Here is an 18,208-nt window from a genome sequence, read left to right as displayed (position 1 = left end):
ACGCAACGATTTGTATTAAAAATTCTTAAGATTAATTAAGAATACTTCTTAAATTCGAATTAAAATTTTGGTATAATACACTAAAATATGTGAATAAGACGAGGGAGTATAGATTGATTAGAGCATTTTTATGGCTTTTGCTAGTTACTGTAATATGGGGTTCTACCTTTCCAATTCACAAGGTAATGTTAACTGATCTTCAAACTTTGCCCTATTTGTTTATAAGGTTTGGTATTGCGGCTGTTTTATCCTTCCTTATTTGGAAAAAGCATTCTTTCAAATATGGGGCAACCTTAGGAATAATTTTAGGATTGGCACATGCCCTGCAAACTTATGGGATCAATTTTACAGATGCTTCAAAAAGTGGATTTATTACCTCTTTATATATTCCATTTACCCCTATAATTTCTTATTTAATTGAAAAAGAAAAACCTAACTTCATTCAGTGGTTATGTTTTCCTTTGTCTTTGTTAGGTTCTTACATGCTTTTTGGAGGTATTTCAGGGTTTAATTTTGGGGATTTCTTAACGTTTTTGGGTGCCGTTTTGTTTGCAGTTCATATTGTTTTAATAACGAAATTTTCAAAAGTTGTTGAAGAAACATCGCTTTTAGCTTATCAGTTTTTATTTGCTGCTATAATCAATGTGTCAATTTCATTCAATTCTAGTTGGAAATTAGGTGCTCCAATTTGGTTAACCGCTATATACACTGCAATAGCAGCGACCATAGTTGTGAATTTTCTGCAAGCTAGATATCAAAAGGTAATTGGTTCTAATTCAACCGTTCTTATATTCATTGGAGAACCAATATTTGCTTCGTTATTTTCATTTATTTTTTTGGGAGAGAGATTTTCTGGATTGCAGATGATTGGGGCTTCAATTATGATTGGAGTAATAATTTTGACTACTTTTTCATACAGAGTTAATAAATATTTGAAAGAGAGATTAGATTTAAAAGAGCTTTAAGAAAGAGGAGGAGTTTTAGTGAGATACATAGATATCAGAAGTGATACCGTTACGCAACCTACTCAAGAGATGAGAGAAGCGATGTTTAAGGCAGAAGTTGGGGATGATGTTTACGATGAAGACCCAACGATGAAAAAATTAGAGAAATATGCTGCGGAAGTAGTTGGAAAGGAAGACGCACTTTTTGTTCCTAGTGGAACGTTTGGTAACCAACTTTCCATCTTTACTCATTGTGAAAGAGGAAATGAAGTTATCCTTGATGATAGTTGCCATATTGTTGTTCACGAAGTCGGGGCAGCTTCGGTAATTGCTGGCGTACAATTGAGAACTATAAATAGTGATAAGGAAGTTATGGCACCTCAGGATATTAAAAATAGAATAAGAAAGGGAGAAGACGACCTTCATTTTCCATCTACTGGATTGATATGTCTAGAAAATGCTCATTCCAATGGAAGGGTTGTGTCGCTTGAAAATATGAAAGAAATATCTGAGACAGCTCATGAGAAAGGAATTCCTGTTCATTTGGATGGAGCTAGAGTATTCAACGCTGCAACCTACTTGAACGTTGATCCCAAGGAGATAACTCAATATTGTGATTCAGTCATGTTTTGCCTTTCAAAGGGTCTATGTGCTCCCGTAGGTTCTTTACTGGCCGGGAGTAAAGATTTCATTCAAAAGGCCAAAAAGAAACGGAAACTGATGGGTGGGGGATTAAGGCAAGCTGGATTTTTAGCTGCAGCAGGATTAATTGCCCTTGAAAAGATGAGATTCAGACTAAAAGAAGATCATGAAAACGCTAGATATCTAGGAGAAAGGTTAAATGAAATCCCTGAAATTTCTGTGAACTTAGACGATATTCATATAAATATGGTTTTTTTCAGAATAAACAAAGATATAAATTTTAGGGAAATGGTATCGTTTTTTTTAGAAAAAGGTATCAAAATAAATCCACCAGAAAATGGAGAATTAAGATTTGTAACTAATTATTGGGTAAGTAAAAAAGACGTGGATTACATTGTTGAAACAATGAAAGAATATTTAAAGAAGTGATGAAAAAATGTCTAATTCAAAAAAAGCGGTAGCTTTACGGTATAAACGAGGAACAGATGAAGCACCTAAAGTCGTTGCTAAAGGTATCGATTCAATAGCCAGAAGAATCATAGAAATAGCTGAAGAAGAAAACATACCAATAGTTAAAAGCGAAAAAGCTGTTGAAGAGTTTTATGGTTTAGATTTGGATGAAGAAATCCCTGACGAATTGTATGAATTAGCTGCTGAAATAATAGCTTTTGTCTATAAGATGGATAAAGAGTTCAGTTAGTTGCAATTACTTTGTATAACGTACTACCTGAACCAGTCATCAAAGCAAATATAATCCCTTCATCCTTTTCTATGTCTTCCTTTTTTTGTTTCAATTTAGGATATTCTTTGAATACCACTTGTTCGAATACGTTAAACGCATTTTGTTTAGCTGTTATAATATCGTTATTTTTTAAGGCTTCATACAATTTGTATGGATCACCAAAATGGTCGATACTTTCCCAATTTTGGTCTAGTTTTTCATACATTTTTTTAGTATCAATTTTATAGTTCATAGGGTATATTTGAATATTTAATTTTAAAGGTTCCAAAAATTCTAAAATTTCTCCTTTACCCTTACCAATTGCTGTTCCGCCTTTTAGCAAAAATGGGACATCACTTCCAATTTTGAAACTTATTTCGAATAATTCTTTTTCTGATATTTTAAAATTCTTTGAGAGAAAGTTTAAAACAGCAGCAGAATCGGCACTTCCGCCCCCTAATCCTCCACCCATAGGTAAATTCTTAATAAGCTTAATTTTTAAGTTAAAATTGTAAAAACCCGTTTCTTTTTTAAAGGTCTCTATGGACTTTTTTATTATATTCTTATCCCACGAGATGTTTAAAGATGGTTCTGATTCAAATATTTCGCTTTTGGAAAACTCAATAAATATATCGTCGTGTTCATTAATCGATTGGAAAAGCGTTAAAATATTATGATAATTATCTTTTCGCCTACTAATTACATCTAAGTAAAGGTTAACTTTTCCAAAGGCTTTTAAATGCATTGAACTCCTCTTTTATTCGTTAGTCTCTTCTTCATTTAACATAGCTTCTTCATCTTCGAAAGATACGGGTTTTACAATTGGAAAAGGTATAATATCGCGAATAGTCGGGGTATCGGTAAGCAGCATACAAACTCTGTCGATACCTATTCCTAGCCCTCCAGTGGGAGGTAAACCATATTCTAACGCCCTTATGAAATCGAGATCCATCATTTGAGCTTCTTCATCACCCAACTCTTTGAGTTCCATTTGTTTTTTAAATCTTTCAAATTGATCTTGAGGATCGTTCAATTCAGAAAAGGCGTTAGCTATTTCGTTGCCCTTTATTATTAATTCAAACCTTTCGGTTAACCTTGGGTCATCTTTTTTTCTTTTTGCTAGTGGAGATAATTCTATAGGATAATCCATAACAAATGTAGGTTGAATGATCTTATCTTCGACTAAATCCCATACTTTATCGAGATAATGGTATCTGTCTTCTATTTCTACCTCTTCACCTTGGTTTTTCAAAAACTCTTTCAGTTCTTGATCACTAGCTTCTACTATATCTATTCCAAGATTTTCTTGTATGAATTCTCTCATCTTTATTCTTTTGAAAGGAGGTGTGAAATCTATTTCTTCTCCTTGATATGTAACTCTTGCTTTGTTGTGAACTTTTTTTGTAATGTTGTACAAAAGATCTTCGGTTAGTTCCATCATATTGTTGTAGTCAGCAAAAGCTTGATACAACTCAATAGTTGTGAATTCTGGATTATGTTTGTTTGAAACACCTTCGTTTCTGAATATTTTCCCTATTTCATAAACTTTTTCCATGCCCCCGACGACCAATCTTTTTAGATGTAGTTCTGTGGCTATCCGGAGGTACATATCTATATCATAAACGTTTAGATGGGTAATAAAAGGTCTTGCATTTGCTCCCCCCATTATACTTTGGAGAACAGGAGTTTCGACTTCTAAAAAACCTTTGTTGTTTAAGTATTCTCTAATGTATTTGATGATTAAAAAACGTGTTCTGAGGGTTTTAATGGTGTCATCATTTGCAATCATATCAACATATCTTTGTCTATATCGAACTTCTTTATCTTTGAGTCCATGCCATTTTTCAGGAAGAGGGCGAATGGCCTTTGAGAGTAATTCTATTTCTAAAGCCAAAAGGGTTAATTCGCCTGTTCTCGTTTTGAAGGGATAACCTTTTATTCCTACCCAGTCTCCGATATCAATATATTCTTTGAAAAAATCATAACTTTCTTGTCCTACTTGATCTAAACGAATATATATCTGAATACGTCCAAATTCATCCTTCAAATCAGCAAAAGCAGATTTGCCATGTTTTCTTAGATTCATCAACCTTCCAGCGAAATTAAAAACTTGATCCGGTAATTGTTGGCCAGCCTCTACTTTACTATCGAAAAGATCTTTGATTTGTTGGGAAGTATAATTTTTTTGAAAATTGTACTTATATGGATGGTATCCTTTTTCCCTCATTTCTTTTAATTGATGTATTCGTATATTTCTAAGGTCCATACTTTGCCTCCTGCCTGGTAAGATTAGTTTTGTGATCTATGAAGTCTTAGCTTATCTCTTTGATTTCTATTTTTTTTGAGCTTCCTCTAGCTGTTTTAATGTTGATAACTTCCCCTTTTCTTCTTCCTAGTAATGATCTTCCAATAGGAGATTCAATACTGATTTTACTTTCTTCGATATTGGCCTCTTGAGGGGTAACTAGCAGGAACTCCTGCTCTCTATTCAATCTATAATCTTTTATTTTCACCTTTTTTCCCAAACTTACGGTAGAATTATCGTGATTGCCTCCATTTTCAATTATTTCAGCATTGTCTAATATATAATCTATCTCTTTGATTCTGGAATCTATCATTCCTTGTTCGTTTTTTGCCTCTTCATACTCACTATTTTCTGATAGATCTCCCAATTCCCTGGCTTCTTTAATCCTTTCGGCAACTTCCCCCATAAGTCTTTTTTTAAGCTCTTCTCGTTCCTTCTTTAATTTTTCGTACCCTTCTCTGGTTAGTTTGTATACTTGTTCAGCCACTTTTGTATCGCTCCTCCCATTTCTAATAATGGTGATTAACTATTTTTTAATTCTCTTATAGCTTGTAAAAAACTGTCTAAATCTCTAAATTCTTTATACACCGAAGCAAATCTTACATAAGCAACCTGATCAATTGATTTCAGTTGTTCCATAACCTTATCACCGATTTCAGAAGAGTAAATTTCTGAATTGCCACTTCTTCTTAATTCTTCTTCTATGTTATCAACAATTTCTTCAATTTGATCGGTGCTCACAGGCCTTTTTTCACATGCCTTTAAGATCCCATTCATTAGTTTTTTTCTATCGTAAAGTTCCCTTCTGCCGTCTTTTTTTATTATTCTTATCCTTGTTTGTTCATATCTTTCATATGTTGTAAAACGAGCTTGACATTGCAAGCATTCTCTTCTTCTTCTTATGGAAGTGCCGTTACTAGCTGGTCTTGAGTCTAGAACTTTAGTTTCCTCGTAACCACAGAAAGGACATTTCATAATTATTGCACCACCATTTTATCTGAATTAGGTATTTTTTAGAGATTCGGCAATTTTTGAGATTTTTTTTAGTTTGTTGTATAAAGTAGATTTTTTCATTGATAAAGATTCTGCCATGTTGCTCAAACTTGCATCTTCATTTTCTAATCTAAAAGCTGCTATTTGTTTTAGGTCATATGGTAAACTATCTAAACCTATACTTTCTTGAATAATTTGTATATCCTTAATTTGCTTTATTGAGCTATGAGCTGTTTTTGATGAATTAGCAGATATTAAATTAATAGTTCTTGTTACGTTACTTCGTAGATCCCTTATATCCATCAATTCGCTTAATTCTTTTACTTTTTCCTTGGCATTGAGAAGCTCAAGAATATTCAAAATGTCATCGCGTGATTTTATGTATACTTTCGAGCCTTTACTTCTATTAAAAAATCTGGCATTTACACCCAAAAGACTTTTAAATGTTCTAACTAAATCCTCTTTAAATATATTGTTTGTTTTCAAATTGAATTCTAAATGATAAGATTCTTTTACTGATATAGACCCACAAGATAACAATAAACCTTTAAGAAAAGATCCAAAAATCAATGGATCTTTTTTTAAAGGTGGGGAAAATTTATTTTCATTTAAATAAAGATTGCTTTTCTTTAATATTTTATCTATTGTTTGATAGTTTAAGAATATAGAACCTGTTCCACCAAGATTTAACCTTTTTTCGTTGTTAAATTGTACTTCGAATTTATCAGTGAACGAATATTTGCAAAGTTTATACAATCTTTTAAAACTATTCAAAGATGTTATGGATATTTTTATTAATTTTTCAGATTCTTTTTCAATAATTTCGCCTTTTCCTATGAAAAAACCATAGAACTCAGCTTCTGGGAAAATATAATCACTATTCACAAGGCTCACTTTTAGCGCTTCTGAAAAGGAATTCATTGAACGCATTTTAAAATCAACTCTGATGTTTTTTTTGGATCATGTCTAATTTTTGGTTCCTCATCGTTTAAAATATAAACCAAATCAGATATCATTACTCTTCTATCTTCTTCCATATCTAATTTTACTGGGATAGATCCCATTCGTTGGTATCTCAGAATTATTTCATATGGTAAATTTGATTCGTTGGCTATAATGTAATCTAATTCTTCACCTAAATAATTTTCTAATTCTTGAACATGATCTTTTAAAGAATAATTGGTCGTTTCTCCTGGTTGTGTCATAATATTCGCAATATATACTTTCTTAGCTTTGCATAAATTGATTGCATTTCTTATTCCGTCTACCAATATATTAGGGATAATACTGGTATATAAACTGCCAGGTCCAAAAATTATTATATCAGCTTTTTGAATAGCCATAACGCTTTCATCAAATGCTTCGGCATTGCCGTCCAACCAGATTCTTTTTATATTTTTGTTTTTCAACACAATTGAAGTTTCCCCAAAAATGATCTCACCATCGTCAAGTTCTGCTACAAGTTTTAGAGAGTCCAAAGAAGCAGGAAAGACCCTTCCTCTTATTTTCAGAGCTTCCGACAATGTTTTTATAGCTAAGGGGAAATTATTACCGTTAATTCGAGTTAATGCTAGCAAAATTATGTTACCGAGATTATGATTTTTTAAGAATCCTTCATTAAATCGATATTTAAGTAATTTAGTCAGAAGGGTTTCTTGTTCAGCCAAGGCTAGTATATTGTTCCTGATATCTCCTGGGGGCAATATATTAAAATCTTCACGCAATATTCCGGAGCTTCCTCCATCATCTGTAACAGTGACGATGGAAACAATATCTATATCTTGATTCCATTTCAATCCCCTTAATATTTGACTTGTCCCTGTTCCGCCACCAATTGTTACTATATTTTTCACAGCATCAACCACCTAAAGAATATTTCCGTGTTATCTTTCTATGTCTCTATGATCTATGCTTACTTCTCTACCTTCATTTTTTAAAATTTCATAAACCTTTTGAGCAACGTAAACCGATCTATGTTGACCTCCTGTGCAACCTATGCAAAAATATGCTTCTATACGACCACTTTCAGAATATTTATCTTGGATGAACTTGGCTAAATTAGCAATCTTCTCAACAGTTTCATGAGTTTCTTTAAATTTTTCAAGGAATTCAATTACTTTCAAATCTAAACCAGTAAGTTCATACATCTCTGGAAAATAAAAGGGGTTTGGGAGATATCTCACGTCAAAAACATAATCAGAGATTTGTGGAATACCGTTTTTAAATCCAAAACTGATAAAATTTAACTTTAATTTTTTCATATCTTCTTTTATCATCTGAAAGAATCTTTTTTTAAATTCAGTCGGTTCTGTTGAGGAAGTATCGATAACTATGTCACAAGAACTTTCTATTTCTGACATAACTTTCATTTCTTCATCTATGGCGTTTTCTAAGGAAAGACCTAACGGATGGGTCCTTCTGGTTTTTTTGTATCTATTGATTAACTCGCTTTTATCAGCTTTTAAAAAGACTTTATGAATTTCCATATTACATTTGGCTAAACTTTCAACATTTTTAAATAGTTCGTTCAATTTATCGGGATTTTTCCATCTGATATCACTGACAATAGCGAGTTTCTTAACATTACTTGTACATAAAATGTTTAAAAAATGCTCTATTAAATGGGGTGGTATGTTGTCAACTGTATAATACCCTTCGTCTTCAAGAGATTGTAATAATAAGGTTTTACCCGCACCAGATAAACCGGTTATTATGAAAACGGTTGGTTTTGTTTGCAAAATTATCAATCGCCCTTAAGTACTTTCTAATTCAATTTTTTTAAAAATAGGATGATACTTTACGTCTTTCATAAATATTTTGGAAAGCAATTTGAATTTCTCAGTATTTCCTGTAACTAAATAATTCACTCTAATTTTTCCATCTATTTTCTCTAATTTGATCTCATTTTTCAAAAAATCAACTATTCCCTCTGCAGGGTCAACGATGGAAGAATTCGTGTATTTTCTAATCTGGTTTTCCAAAATTGGATAATGAGTGCAACCTAATATTACCTTGTGGTACTTAGATTTGGAATCTTGTAAATAAAATCTCAAAACAGATTCTGCCATTTGTCCATCCCAATAACCTTCTTCTATGAGTGGAACGAACAAAGGGCATGCTTTTTCTTCGAGATTGGTTATTTTTTTCTTTATAAGAGCTTCCTTATAAGCACCCAAATTAATAGTGTTTTCGGTTGCTAATAAAAGAACAGAATCGTTTCTTTCTACTGTTTTTATGGCGTTTTCTATTATACTCACATATGTAAAGCTATAATTTTTCGTGTCAAAATTCGTTTTTTTTACAATGGAATCTGTTGTATTACATGCAGAAATCAAAAGCTCTACTTTCATCGTGTGAAAAAAAGACAGTATGTTTTTTAATTTTTCTCTTAAAAAAGGAATAGGCTTTGAACCATAAGGTACATTTAAATTATCAGCTAGATAAAAATACTCATGATTACCAAAATTTTCTATCACTTTTTTTAAAACCGTTAAACCACCGATTCCTGAATCAAAAAGACCTATTTTCATAACTGGAAAATATCTTACCCCCATTGTATGCTTTTACTTTGTTCCTTACTGTCTTCTTCGTTGCTTTTAAGTGCGGTATTCAACATATCGCTGAATTTATCAACCATATGTTTAATTTCTTGTTTTGTTCTTATACTGTTTAATCTTTCGTTTAGAAGCAATAGGAGAAAGATATAATCCACTTCTTCTCCACCGATTTTTTTTGCATAGGATTCAACTTCGGATTTTATGTTTTCTAAAATTTCGTTTATAACATCCTCAGGTTCGTCTACTTTATATTTATAATCTTTTCCTAAGATTTTTACTTCAATTGAGCGATAATTCTTCATGATTTTTCATCCTTAAATGTTTTTTATGAATCAATTAATACTGATTTTGATCCGGCTCATCTTGGAATGGGGTATTTGAAGATGCCGGATTATCAAATTCTCCAGTTCTAAACTCATCTCCTAATCTTGATATAAGGGAACTTTTTAACTGGTTTAGATGGTTTTCTATTTCGTCATTCTTTCTTCTTAATTCTTCTAGTTCACGTCCCATCTCTTCTTTTTCATTGTTTATTTTTTCATACTCACCGAACAATTCATCGTACTGAGTTTGAAGATCGTTTTTTTCTTTTTTTAATTCGTTGTATTTGTCGGCTAACGTTTCTAACATATTTTCCAATTCCTTCAAAACGTCCATTTGTACTTTCCCCCTTTATATAATAATTTGTTGAAGTCAAACTAAAGTTATTATAACACAGCTAGATGAAAAAAAACTAAAAATACAAATATTTTTAATTTTAAAACTAAAAAAACTAAAAGAGGCATAGCCTCTTTTAGTCTCTTGCTTTAACCAAAAATTTAATTGCCGTTCTCTCTTCCCCTTCAATTTCAACATCCGAAAATGCTGGAACACAAACCAAATCGATTCCGCTAGGAGCTACGTACCCCCTGGCTATTGCTATAGCTTTAACAGCTTGATTAACTGCGCCGGCTCCTATAGCCTGTAACTCAGCGATTCCTTTATCTCTAATTATAGCAGCCAAAGCACCGGCAACAGCAACTGGATTTGAGTTAGCAGCTACTTTTAGTACTTCCGTTTCTGCCATGAATGATACCTCCCTGTAATGTTTTGTTTATAATTTCGACTTATATAGAGCGAATGGCGCATCTGGTGGGATTTGAACCCACAACCTTCGGATCCGAAGTCCGACGCTCTATCCAGTTGAGCTACAGACGCTCTTCACTAGTAATAATTATACCTTAAATTGACTATTTAAATCAAGACCAAAAATTTTTAAATCATATGATATAATTTATTCGTGGAGGTAAGATCAGGATGAAAGTTAAAGATAAAGTTTTTTTAGCCTTAGATTTTGAAACAACTGGTTTGAACCCTGAGTTTGGAGATAGAATTATAGAAATTGCTGCCATCCCTATATACGATAAAAAAATTAATTTCAAATATGCATTTCATACCTTGGTAAATCCAAATATATTCATACCGGGAGAGGTCTCGAAATTTCATAAATTAAATAATCAAGATATTTCTAACGCTCCATCTTTATCGGAAGTTTTTCCAAGATTTAAAGAGTATGTTGATGATTCTATAATTGTATCACATAACGTAAAAATGGATCTAAGGTTTTTAGATATTGCTGCAAAAGAAAGTGGAATGTTTTCAATTGACAATTACTATATTGACACTCTCGAGATTTCAAAATACTATTTTGATAAAGGTCCATACAATCTTGAATTCCTTTCGAAAAAGTTCAATTTAGGGATAAAACAATTTCATAGAGCTTGGGATGATGCTTTATCTACAGCCAAACTTTTCCAAAAATATATAAAACTTTTTTCTTTCGAAGCAATAACCAATTTTATTAAAAAATGGGGTGATTGATTTTGGTTAAGAATTTCATTATCGATACAAATGTTTTGATTCATGATCCTAACAGTATTCTCAATTTTCAAGATAACAATGTTTTGATTCCATTTCCAGTAATAGAAGAAATAGATAAGTTAAAAACAAGAAGCGATAAAGTTGCTAAATCCGCCAGAGAGGTTAACAGAATTTTAGATAGTTTTAGAAATGGAACACCATTACATAAAGGGATAAAATTGCCTAGCGGAGGTACATTGAAAATCTTAGCCCTCGAAAAAAATGATGAAAAACATAAAATTCCTACTTACCTTGGGGAATCAAAAGATGATTTCATATTATATTACGCCATGTTTTTGAAAAAAACAGACAACTTACCAACAATAATTGTAAGTAAAGATTTAAATCTGAGGATCAAAGCTGATGCATTAGGATTAGAAAGTCAAGATTATTTGACGGATAAAATAGATATAAAACTTCTGCCTGATGGTTATCATACAATAGAAAACCCGGAGAAAGAGGTTGAAAAGAAGAATGAATACGATTTTTCAGAATTAGGGTTCAAAGAAGAACCTTTTCCAAATACATATCTTAACTATGGAGACTTATTTTTAAGATATGATTCTAAGTCAAAGAAGTTTCAATCAATTTTGATAGATTTTGAAAGCGAAATTTTTGGAATAAAACCTAGAAATGTAGAACAAGTTTTTTCCTTGGATGCACTTTTAAACCCTGACATACCTTTTGTGACGCTAGTTGGTAAGGCTGGAACTGGTAAGACGTTACTAGCATTGGCAGCAGGGTTATACTGTGTGCAAGTTGAAAAGTTGTACAATAAGCTCTTGGTTTCAAAGCCTGTTATACCGATGGGGAAGGATATCGGATATATACCCGGAGATATAGAAGAAAAAATGCGCCCCTGGTTACAACCTATATATGATAATTTAGATTTGTTATTCAAGGGTAGCGGTAAAAAACCAGAAGAATATTTAACTAAGAAAGATTTATTAGAGATAGAGGTACTTTCATATATAAGAGGAAGAACAATCCCAAACCAATATATGATAGTTGACGAAGCTCAAAATTTAACCCCAGCTGAAGTAAAAACTATCTTAACTCGAGTTGGAGAAGGCACAAAAATTGTATTAACTGGAGACCCATATCAAATAGATAACCCCTATTTGGACAGTTCATCTAACGGTTTAGTCTACACCGCTTCAAAATTTAAAGAAAATCCTTTATCTGCCAATATTACAATGAAAAAAGGTGAAAGATCAGAATTAGCGACTGTATCTTCTGAAATTTTGTAGTATGAAGATAGCTAAAGACACCCAAAGGGGCGCTAAAACTAGTTACTAGGAGGAAAAATAAGTTAATGGAGAAAGAAAAATTGCATCCTGAATACGATATCTACATAGACATTGCAAAAGAAGACATTCACCTTTTAATTTATCTGGTCGAAGCTGAAGCTCACATAATGAACGTTAGAAAAAGACAAGAGAATGGATATTTTAAAATAATAGTGCCAGCAGGTTTAGTTGATGAAGCATTAACTTTACTCAACTCTTTAAAAAATTCTGACATAAAAGTGGAGGTTATAAGTATTGAACCGCATAACGGGATTATTTAAATACATTCCAATACCTAGAGAATATAGTCCTGATATATACTCTGTTGACTATGAAAAATTAAAAAAGCTTGGTTTCAATACTATTCTTATGGATTATGATTTTACAATTACTGTTTGGAGAGACGACAACATTCCCGACAAAACCGTGAATCTTTTAAACAAATTAATAAACGATGGTTTTAAAGTTGCAATAGTTACCAATGCCAAAAGGGAAAAGGTAAAAAGAATTGAAAAACTGACTAACGGAAGGGTAAAAGTACATACAAGTATGAAAAAACCTAATCCTAAAAAATTAAAATCTGTTTTAGAAGAGCTTGATTCCAAAGAATCAGAAACGGTTATTATAGGTGATCTTTTTATCACAGATATTAGCGCAGGAAATCGTCTGGGGTTGTATACGATTTTGATAAATCCATACACTTACGGCCTCGAAAATAAGTTTAAACAATTTATGGCTGGATTTACGAAATTTGCTTACAACGTGTTTTTTTATACGATAGGTTGGTTTTTTAGAGCTATTGATTTAGTAGGTCCAAATGAATTTGAAAAAAGTGTATTTGATATTGATTACCAGCACCTAAAAGAGAAGGGGTATAAAATTTTAGTTTTTGACTTTGATAATACCCTCAACGAATGGCATAGTGATTATTTACAACCAGAAGTCATTGACCTCTTTTTAAAATTAAAAGATCTCGGATTCTATATATTAATAGCAAGTAATAGTTCAAAAAAGAGTTTTAAGAATTTAGATATACAATTAAGTGAGTTAGGGGTAGATTTATTAACTTCTGCAATGAAGCCATTAAGGTTTAAAATCAGAAAAAAAATAAAGTTTCATGGTTACAAACCTGGGGAGGGCGTAGTGATTGGGGATCAACTTTTCACGGATGTTGCTTTGGGAAATGCCTTAGGATTTTACACAATAAAAGTTAACCCTCTGTCTAAAAAAGAAGGATTATGGACTCGAATTATGAGATTTTTTGAAAGAATAGCGTTGAAATGGATAAGAAAAAAGCCGACCTTGATAAAGAACGAATAGTTTTTGAAAGTATCAAAAAGATGAAATCAGTTTTAATCTTGACTCTATCAATTTTTTCAGATAAATTGAAATAACCATTTTGATGAGATCAAATAATATAAAAGGTAATACACCTACCTTAAAAGATAGAAGAAGGCTTTCCGTATATATTCCTAACCAAATCCAACCTATAGAGTAAATTACACATAATCCTAATAAACCAGAGGAATAATCTGAAAAACCTTTTTTGAATTTAAGAAAACTAATACAAATAGCAGCTAAGGGGAAAGAAACTAAAAAACCACCAGAAGGTCCTAAAATGTGAACAATCCCTCCTGAGAAGCCTGCAAATACCGGTAAACCTATTACACCCAATAATAAGTAGATAATTTGAATAGCAAAAGCCTTTCTTGGAGAGAAAAAGTATCCCGTCAAAAACACAAAAAGTAGTTGAAGAGTAAAAGGTATAGGACCCAGTGGAATAATAATCTGTGAGCCTATACACATTAGAGAAACAAATATGGCTATTAAAGAAAGTTCTTTAGCTCTTATCGTTATTCCAGTTCTCCTTTCATTAAATTTTTTCAATAGTTTCATAGATTATATCAAAAAATATAAACATTGAGATAAAAGAAGGATTTTCAAAATAATCAGCTTTATTAAAAAGCGGGCCATAGGGCCCGCTTTGATTAAGCTCCGTACTTTTCTAGTTTTAAAGCATTTGCTAAAGCTAACGGCATAATATCCAAGGCTGATATCGTTCCAAGGGTTCCCTTTGCGCATTCATATTCATCAAAAGATACAGACAATCCTTTTCTTACATATTTCGAATAAATCAAAACAGGGACAGGATGCCAACTGTGTGCTTTGAGTAAAGCAGGAGTAGAATGGTCTCCGGTGATGATTAAAACATCTGGATTGAGGTTTAAAATTTCTTTCACAGCTTTATCGGTATTTTCAATTACTTTCACTTTTTCCTCAAAATTCCCATCTTCACCGTAGGAATCAGTTTTTTTCACATGAAAGTAGAAGAAATCATATTCATTCCATACTTTTTTCAATGTTTCGACCTCATCTTCTGTTGTTTGTCCTGCTTCTAACACTTCCATCCCTACTAATTTTGCAAGTCCTTTATACATAGGGTATGTGGCAATAGCAGCGGCCTTTAGTTTATAATTCTCTTCAAAAGATGGCAATAGAGGATGCTTGGAAAATCCTCGTAATAGTGCGAAATTCATTTTTGGTTGATCTTTCAACACTTCCCCTATCTCTTTTATCAATTTGTTCGCTATATTAGCCATTTTTTCTGAATCAGGATTGGTTGCCTTAGCCCATTCCATTGGCAGCCCTTCTCTTTGTGGATCAGCATCCGTTACTTCATCAAATAAGCCCTCTCCTGTAAATTTAACTACAAATCTATGTTCTTTCCCTGGATAGAAAGTAATATCAACATCTTCAATTTTTTTAATATTTTCGGAGAGAATTTCTACAATTTTCTTTGATTCTTCACTAGCTGGTCTTCCAGCTCTTCTATCGACTATTATTCCATCTTTTATTGTTGTCAAATTAGCTCTTGCAACAACGTCCTTTTTATTCACTTTTATTCCTAATCCAAGAGCTTCTAATATGCCTCTTCCTATGTCATACTTTAAGGAATCATAGCCAAAAAGAGAAAGATGCCCTGGACCGCTACCAGGAGTGACTCCTTGTAGAACAGGTACACTTTGCCCTAAATCACTTTCTTTGGCTAAAGCATCCATGTTGGGTTTGTATGCAGCTTGAAGAGGAGTTTTACCATCTTTTGGCAGATCTCCCAATCCATCCATGACAAGTAATACTATCTTTGAATCGGTCTTAACTACTAAGTCTTTTATAACTTGTTGTCGATCTAGACTATTCACTAATATTGCACCTCCGCTATTAATTTTTTTAATTGAATCCTTTAACGTAATAAAAACTCTATTTCTGCTATCATGTTGTTTAAAGCCCTTTCAACCGAAATTCTTCCTGTTAAGACATCATACACATTATTTTGTATAGGAAAAGAAATTTCTGTATATATAGGCGCTTTTGGTTTTAAAACTAAATTTTCTAAAGATGATCTGAAATTCAATAAATTAGGATCAACTTCAGAGATAGTTGGATCGTTAAATACTTCTAAATTAGTTGGTAAAAAGTTTAATTGTATTAATCTTTGTATTTGACTTTCTTTGGAAGTCAAATATTTTATAAATTTTTTTGCGGCCTCTCTTTCTTCATCAGAAGCGTTTGGGTTAATTGCCAAAGCTTTCCCTTCAAGCACAAATAGTTGTTGACTTATAAGATCAGTTTTCGGGATAGGGGCGATCCCTACCTTTCCATTAATATTCGAACCTTCGCTATTTAATAAATGCCAAGCATAACTCAAATTTCTCATAAAAACTGCATCGCCATTTTGAAATATATTTCTGCATTCTTCTTCTCTATACGTTGTTACGCCTTTTGGACTAATTTCTTCTGATATAATGTTATTTAAGAGTTTTAGGCTTTCTAAAGCTTTGTCTTTATTTTCTGCTTGTTCTAGAACAAAGTTATCTCCTTCGAATATCTTACCTCCATGAGAATAAAAAATTTCAAGGAAAAAAGTTGTTAACTCTTCGTATCTAGCACCGGGCCAAACAAATCCTTCTATTCCCTCTTTTTGAGAAATATCCTTTGCAATTGTAATCAATTCATCCCAAGTTTTCGGTACTTCATATCCATATTTTTCCAATAAATCCTTTCGATAATACAAAACACCTGTTTCAACATAATAAGGAATCGCTTTTATATCGCCATTAATTGTCACCATTTCTACGGTTTGTGGAATAAGATTGTTTACATCAAAATATTCAGTCTCTTGATTTAAGCTTACAAGGAAAGGTGAAAATTCATTTATCCACTCCATATCAAGAGATAAGATCGTAGGTTCTTTCGCATTGGTAACTACAAATGTCCCGTAAAATTTGTAAGTTGAACCTGGGTAACTAGGAATCAAATAAACTTCAACATCAATATCTGGATTTTGTTTTTCAAAATTCTCTATTTGGGAATTTAGTAACTCAATTTGATCTTCTATTGATTCAACGGCGATATTTATTTGAACAGCAAACAAGTTAATAAATAAAGATGTGACAATGAAAACAAACAATTTCTTCTTCATTTTACACACCCCCTCTTATTTTTATCTCAATTAAATTATATCATAAAAATAGCACTTGTTTTTTAAATGCAATTAATTTGTCAATTATAAAAAGCAGACCAAGTAGTCTGCCTTTTTTTAAAAATAAATCTTTTTATATTTTAAAACATTCAAAAAATTATATCATAGTTTATTTAATGCAATGTTTTAATAAATGAAAAAATTATAAGTTATAATTTACGTAGATTGAGAAATTTTAGTGTTGCTAAATTTCAAATATATAATTTTTATTTTAAAGAACAGTGTGGGAAAGGCAATATTTGTAAAGTTTCAAAGTTCTTAATAAGCATACTTAAAATTACGAGGAGGAATAAACATATGAAATTAGAAGATAAGATGTTGAATGCCCTTAATGATCAAATAAACAAAGAAATTTTTTCCGCGTACCTCTATTATTCAATGGCAGCATATTTTGATTCAATGAATTTGGAAGGATTTGCTAATTGGATGAAAGTCCAGGCAAAGGAAGAGCTTACTCACGCTCAGAAGTTGTATGATTATATTTACGATAAAGGCGGCGTAGTAGAATTAGATAGTATTGATAAACCAAAGAAAGAATGGGAGAACCCCCTAGAAGCCTTCAAAGATGCATATGAACATGAGCTTTCAGTTACACAATCTATCGATAAGTTGGTTGATTTAGCTAAGGAGTTAAACGATCATGCAACTCAAAATTTTCTCCAATGGTTTGTAAACGAACAAGTTGAAGAGGAAGCTAATACAAAGAAGATTGTAGATACTTTGCAAATGATCGGTGAAAGCAAAACCGCTTTGTTCATGTACAATGGTCAACTAGGTAGTAGGCAGTAGAATAATTCAATAAAATAGACTATTACAAACAACAGGGAGTTTACTCCCTGTTGTTTGATAGTTCTTTCAAACTTTCCAATACCTCTAAAACATGATCTTTTACTCTCACATTTTCCCATACTTTTTTAATAATTCCATTTGGATCTATCAGAAGTGTTGATCTGACAACTCCCCAATTTTCTTTACCATAATTCTTTTTTAGTTGCCAAACACCAAATTTTTCCAGAATGGAATGTTCAGGGTCACTTAGTAAAATCACTTTTAAATTGTGTTTTTCTTTAAAGTTTGCATGTTTTTCTACAGTATCGGGACTTACCCCCACTATTTGGCAATTATATTTTTTAAAATCTTCTAAGTAGTTTGAAAAATCAACTGCTTCTTTAGTACAACCAGGAGTGTTATCTCGCGGATAGAAATAGAGCACAAGCCATTTTCCAATAAAATCCCTGCTATTAATCTGATTACCATCAGCATCTTTAAGTGAAAACTCTGGGATTTTATCGCCTATTCCAAAATTTAAATATCTCAT

The 18,208-nt window shown here is 32.2% G+C and carries 23 protein-coding genes and 1 tRNA gene; 8 read left to right on the top strand and 16 right to left on the bottom strand.

What is annotated here, in order from left to right:
- The first annotated feature begins 113 nt into the window (after nucleotides 1-113).
- The 3 genes from X928_RS05920 to X928_RS05910 are packed head-to-tail and all read left to right on the top strand — an operon-like array spanning nucleotide 114 to nucleotide 2,286.
- The gene (locus X928_RS05920) at nucleotides 114-965 is read left to right on the top strand and encodes a DMT family transporter (RefSeq protein WP_169926321.1); all 852 of its coding nucleotides are present in this window, start codon (nucleotides 114-116) and stop codon (nucleotides 963-965) included.
- Nucleotides 966-983: 18 nt separating this feature from the next.
- Nucleotides 984-2,015 (top strand): low-specificity L-threonine aldolase, encoded by a 1,032-nt coding sequence (gene ltaE / locus X928_RS05915; RefSeq protein WP_103078909.1) that lies wholly within the window; start codon nucleotides 984-986, stop codon nucleotides 2,013-2,015.
- A gap of 7 nt (nucleotides 2,016-2,022) precedes the next feature.
- On the top strand, nucleotides 2,023-2,286 hold the full coding sequence (locus X928_RS05910; RefSeq protein WP_103078908.1) for an EscU/YscU/HrcU family type III secretion system export apparatus switch protein: 264 nt from the start codon (nucleotides 2,023-2,025) through the stop codon (nucleotides 2,284-2,286).
- On the opposite strand, the gene ispE is transcribed toward X928_RS05910, so the two are convergent.
- The 12 genes from ispE to X928_RS05850 all read right to left on the bottom strand — a co-directional run bounded on the left by ispE (nucleotide 2,279) and on the right by X928_RS05850 (nucleotide 10,359).
- On the bottom strand, nucleotides 2,279-3,052 hold the full coding sequence (gene ispE / locus X928_RS05905) for a 4-(cytidine 5'-diphospho)-2-C-methyl-D-erythritol kinase (RefSeq protein ID WP_103078907.1): 774 nt from the start codon (nucleotides 3,050-3,052) through the stop codon (nucleotides 2,279-2,281). The two genes, X928_RS05910 and ispE, sit on opposite strands and share 8 nt — an antisense overlap.
- 12 nt (nucleotides 3,053-3,064) lie before the next feature.
- Nucleotides 3,065-4,573 carry a lysine--tRNA ligase gene (lysS, locus tag X928_RS05900; RefSeq protein ID WP_103078906.1) on the bottom strand — a complete coding sequence of 503 codons (1,509 nt, stop codon included), beginning with the start codon at nucleotides 4,571-4,573 and terminating at the stop codon, nucleotides 3,065-3,067.
- A gap of 46 nt (nucleotides 4,574-4,619) precedes the next feature.
- Nucleotides 4,620-5,099: a transcription elongation factor GreA gene (gene greA / locus X928_RS05895; RefSeq protein ID WP_103078905.1), complete on the bottom strand. Its 480-nt coding sequence runs from the start codon at nucleotides 5,097-5,099 to the stop codon at nucleotides 4,620-4,622.
- Nucleotides 5,100-5,134: 35 nt separating this feature from the next.
- Nucleotides 5,135-5,587: a transcriptional regulator NrdR gene (gene nrdR, locus X928_RS05890; RefSeq protein ID WP_103078904.1), complete on the bottom strand. Its 453-nt coding sequence runs from the start codon at nucleotides 5,585-5,587 to the stop codon at nucleotides 5,135-5,137.
- Nucleotides 5,588-5,614: 27 nt separating this feature from the next.
- Entirely contained in the window at nucleotides 5,615-6,499 is an 885-nt protein-coding gene (whiA, locus tag X928_RS05885; protein WP_211286461.1) for a DNA-binding protein WhiA, read from the bottom strand.
- A 23-nt stretch (nucleotides 6,500-6,522) separates the two neighbouring features.
- Nucleotides 6,523-7,458 (bottom strand): gluconeogenesis factor YvcK family protein, encoded by a 936-nt coding sequence (locus X928_RS05880; RefSeq protein ID WP_103078902.1) that lies wholly within the window; start codon nucleotides 7,456-7,458, stop codon nucleotides 6,523-6,525.
- Between the two features lie 30 nt (nucleotides 7,459-7,488).
- On the bottom strand, nucleotides 7,489-8,343 hold the full coding sequence (gene rapZ / locus X928_RS05875) for an RNase adapter RapZ (protein WP_169926320.1): 855 nt from the start codon (nucleotides 8,341-8,343) through the stop codon (nucleotides 7,489-7,491).
- Nucleotides 8,344-8,358: 15 nt separating this feature from the next.
- On the bottom strand, nucleotides 8,359-9,135 hold the full coding sequence (murI, locus tag X928_RS05870; protein WP_245857192.1) for a glutamate racemase: 777 nt from the start codon (nucleotides 9,133-9,135) through the stop codon (nucleotides 8,359-8,361).
- A 14-nt stretch (nucleotides 9,136-9,149) separates the two neighbouring features.
- Nucleotides 9,150-9,464: a cell division protein ZapA gene (gene zapA / locus X928_RS05865; RefSeq protein ID WP_103078899.1), complete on the bottom strand. Its 315-nt coding sequence runs from the start codon at nucleotides 9,462-9,464 to the stop codon at nucleotides 9,150-9,152.
- Between the two features lie 34 nt (nucleotides 9,465-9,498).
- Nucleotides 9,499-9,819: a coiled-coil domain-containing protein gene (locus X928_RS05860; protein WP_103078898.1), complete on the bottom strand. Its 321-nt coding sequence runs from the start codon at nucleotides 9,817-9,819 to the stop codon at nucleotides 9,499-9,501.
- Nucleotides 9,820-9,955: 136 nt separating this feature from the next.
- Nucleotides 9,956-10,228, bottom strand: a complete 273-nt coding sequence (locus X928_RS05855; RefSeq protein WP_103078897.1) for a stage V sporulation protein S — start codon at nucleotides 10,226-10,228, stop codon at nucleotides 9,956-9,958.
- 54 nt (nucleotides 10,229-10,282) lie between these two features.
- Nucleotides 10,283-10,359, bottom strand: a tRNA-Arg gene (locus X928_RS05850).
- 99 nt (nucleotides 10,360-10,458) lie between these two features.
- Between X928_RS05850 and X928_RS05845 the strand changes: the two genes are divergently transcribed.
- The 4 genes from X928_RS05845 to X928_RS05830 all read left to right on the top strand — a co-directional run bounded on the left by X928_RS05845 (nucleotide 10,459) and on the right by X928_RS05830 (nucleotide 13,670).
- The gene (locus X928_RS05845; protein ID WP_103078896.1) at nucleotides 10,459-11,022 is read left to right on the top strand and encodes a 3'-5' exonuclease; all 564 of its coding nucleotides are present in this window, start codon (nucleotides 10,459-10,461) and stop codon (nucleotides 11,020-11,022) included.
- 2 nt (nucleotides 11,023-11,024) lie between these two features.
- Nucleotides 11,025-12,311, top strand: a complete 1,287-nt coding sequence (locus X928_RS05840; RefSeq protein ID WP_103076446.1) for a PhoH family protein — start codon at nucleotides 11,025-11,027, stop codon at nucleotides 12,309-12,311.
- 65 nt (nucleotides 12,312-12,376) lie between these two features.
- Nucleotides 12,377-12,631, top strand: coding sequence for a DUF4911 domain-containing protein (locus X928_RS05835; protein ID WP_103078895.1), 255 nt, complete (start codon nucleotides 12,377-12,379; stop codon nucleotides 12,629-12,631).
- Complete coding sequence (locus X928_RS05830) at nucleotides 12,606-13,670, top strand: YqeG family HAD IIIA-type phosphatase (protein ID WP_103076444.1); 1,065 nt, start codon at nucleotides 12,606-12,608, stop codon at nucleotides 13,668-13,670. Before X928_RS05835 ends, X928_RS05830 begins: the two co-directional genes overlap by 26 nt.
- A 12-nt stretch (nucleotides 13,671-13,682) precedes the next feature.
- Here the strand turns inward: X928_RS05830 and X928_RS05825 are convergent, their stop codons facing one another.
- The 3 genes from X928_RS05825 to X928_RS05815 all read right to left on the bottom strand — a co-directional run bounded on the left by X928_RS05825 (nucleotide 13,683) and on the right by X928_RS05815 (nucleotide 16,830).
- The gene (locus X928_RS05825; RefSeq protein ID WP_211286454.1) at nucleotides 13,683-14,246 is read right to left on the bottom strand and encodes a biotin transporter BioY; all 564 of its coding nucleotides are present in this window, start codon (nucleotides 14,244-14,246) and stop codon (nucleotides 13,683-13,685) included.
- Nucleotides 14,247-14,338: 92 nt separating this feature from the next.
- A complete protein-coding gene (locus X928_RS05820; RefSeq protein ID WP_103078894.1) occupies nucleotides 14,339-15,550 on the bottom strand; it encodes a 2,3-bisphosphoglycerate-independent phosphoglycerate mutase in 1,212 nt (403 codons plus the stop codon).
- 41 nt (nucleotides 15,551-15,591) lie between these two features.
- On the bottom strand, nucleotides 15,592-16,830 hold the full coding sequence (locus X928_RS05815; RefSeq protein WP_103078893.1) for an ABC transporter substrate-binding protein: 1,239 nt from the start codon (nucleotides 16,828-16,830) through the stop codon (nucleotides 15,592-15,594).
- A 357-nt stretch (nucleotides 16,831-17,187) separates the two neighbouring features.
- Between X928_RS05815 and X928_RS05810 the strand changes: the two genes are divergently transcribed.
- Entirely contained in the window at nucleotides 17,188-17,679 is a 492-nt protein-coding gene (locus X928_RS05810) for a ferritin (protein WP_103078892.1), read from the top strand.
- A gap of 40 nt (nucleotides 17,680-17,719) precedes the next feature.
- On the opposite strand, the gene bcp is transcribed toward X928_RS05810, so the two are convergent.
- Complete coding sequence (gene bcp, locus X928_RS05805) at nucleotides 17,720-18,208, bottom strand: thioredoxin-dependent thiol peroxidase (protein ID WP_103078891.1); 489 nt, start codon at nucleotides 18,206-18,208, stop codon at nucleotides 17,720-17,722.

Source organism: Petrotoga miotherma DSM 10691, from assembly GCF_002895605.1.
In the GTDB taxonomy this organism is placed as follows: Bacteria; Thermotogota; Thermotogae; order Petrotogales; family Petrotogaceae; genus Petrotoga; species Petrotoga miotherma.
This window is presented reverse-complemented; position numbering and strand designations above follow the sequence as displayed.